Genomic DNA, 1961 nt, shown 5'->3' with positions numbered 1-1961 from the left:
AAAAATAACTTTCCCATTTTAAACTCAGTGTTCCTGATGATTGCGGTGGAGCATCTGAATATGTGGAAGTTATTTACAGACAATTCCTGACTGCCTGGAGGAGAAAAAGGTCATAGAGTGCAGCAGTCTGATTTGGAGTGCCCAGATAAGTGATGATGAACAGCATGCCGTGGTCTTTGGTGGTTCCAAGGCCATCTTTCTGGGTTGTGATGTGGATGGCAATTGGTCGCAGATCGGGGAGGTCTGTCATCCTGGATATTATTCAAAGGAACTTAACCAGTATGTCAGCAGCCTTCTTTACCAAGCGTCTTTCAACGCCTCCAGGCAATACGCACTGAGTCTTGATACAGACAATAATGCGATTATTTCTGGTTATGACGATCAGGGTTCCTGGGTAGTCAAAACTGAAATTAAGCATTGTTCTTCTAATGCCCAATTCAGCCCGTCCGGGCGCAAATTACTGGCACTTCTCCTTAATCGTCAGGACTGCGACAAAACGGCTGACCCGGTGGATCAAGGTCAGCCCCCTGAGCACACCAGCCATCACCAGGGGTTCATAAAACGGACCTATGGCAACTTTAAACTCTGGGACTGCAGCAGTCCTGGTGATCGGCTGGATAACGCTCAGACCCTTGAGCACAGCGGCGCCAATCATGGAATCTTTAGCCCATCAGAGAATTTTCTTCTGAGCTATGGTACTGAATCAAATGGCGTCTGCATTTGGGGGTATAACGAGGAAGGTAATCTGGTTGAGAAAGCAAGGGTCAGTCACCCGGTGGGGATTATCGACGCTGCCTTCAATGCTCAGGAGGACAGTGTGCTGACCCGGAGTAATGGCAATGTGGTAAAAATTCAGAGCCTGGACAGTCAGGGTAAATGGCAGGAACAGTTGGAGGTTGAACATCAAAGACACGTTTATAAAGCCCGGTTTTCCCGTTCAGGGCACCTTGCCTATACCTTTAGTCTGAATACTGCGTGTATCCTGGGACGAGACAACAATGGCAAGTGGATTAAACAAGCGATGACAAACCTTGTTAATGACTACTCCATTGAAGGCGCCGACTTTAATGGATTGGAAAACCATTTTCTGATCTATGGCAACAAATTAAATCGGAAAGACAAACACCAGCCAGGCCTTGTGCAGATCTGGGGCATTGGTGATGATGGTCAATGGGCAAAAAGAGAGCAGATAAATCTCGATCATTCCGTTAAATCGGCCAAATTTAGCCCTGATGATGATCTTTTATTGATTCAATGTAACAACGACAGAAACAGACTGAGAAGTTCAAAAAAAGGCACTGTGTTACTTTGGAAGATGCCTGTCGGCCCGGAGTAGGAACTTTTGCCAAATTAACAGATCTAAAGTTTAGATACTGAATGGTCCGACAAGCCCGGGCCGGGATATTTCATAACATAAACTGCCCCGAATCTCGCGTATGGATGCAAGATCCAGGAGGCTGTCCGAGATAGCGCCGATGGCAAAAATTGTTAGACCAATTTGCTGCCACCGCACGACGATGCAGGAGCAGTTGCCGCGCAGGGCAGTCTGGCCTCCCGGGCATTGGACAAGCGAGAGCAGGAGCACGTTTATGAAATATCCGGGATAGAGGACGGTCTACGCAAATATAGGATTCTTCTGGTCCATGACGGTATTAATTTAATCCCTTTGTCAACATGACCGGAGTTATCATGCTATCAAAAGCCCGAATATGTCTGGACATTTACTCTTCATTTAGAACTCAAGCCTTGAAACATCTGCCAGCAACAAAACAGGTGATTTCATTTGGTCGCATACTGCGCAGAGCTGCCGCAAGCAAAATCGAAACCGGTGAATGGCCGTTATTCAATAATCTGAAATCCCTGCATGAGTCAGTGGCTGCCTTTAATGAACATGCTTCAAAAGTCCCTGAACCGGAACAGATCGAATTGCTGAAGCGGTTGAAACGAAATTCACCACCTGG

General features: G+C 46.7%; 2 protein-coding genes. Both read left to right on the top strand.

Annotated features, from left to right (window positions below):
• Positions 1–169: 169 nt before the first annotated feature.
• Positions 170–1336: a WD40 repeat domain-containing protein gene (locus KDK14_RS18490; RefSeq protein ID WP_257266674.1), complete on the top strand. Its 1167-nt coding sequence runs from the start codon at positions 170–172 to the stop codon at positions 1334–1336.
• Between the two features lie 353 nt (positions 1337–1689).
• Positions 1690–1961, top strand: a 272-nt coding sequence (locus tag KDK14_RS18485; RefSeq protein WP_257266673.1) for a hypothetical protein, incomplete at its 3' end; no start/stop codon positions are given.

It is taken from the genome of Endozoicomonas sp. ONNA2, assembly GCF_024606365.1.
Lineage (GTDB): Bacteria > Pseudomonadota > Gammaproteobacteria > Pseudomonadales > Endozoicomonadaceae > Endozoicomonas.
The sequence above is the reverse complement of the archived record's forward strand: the minus strand, read 5'-3'. Positions and strand labels throughout refer to the sequence as shown.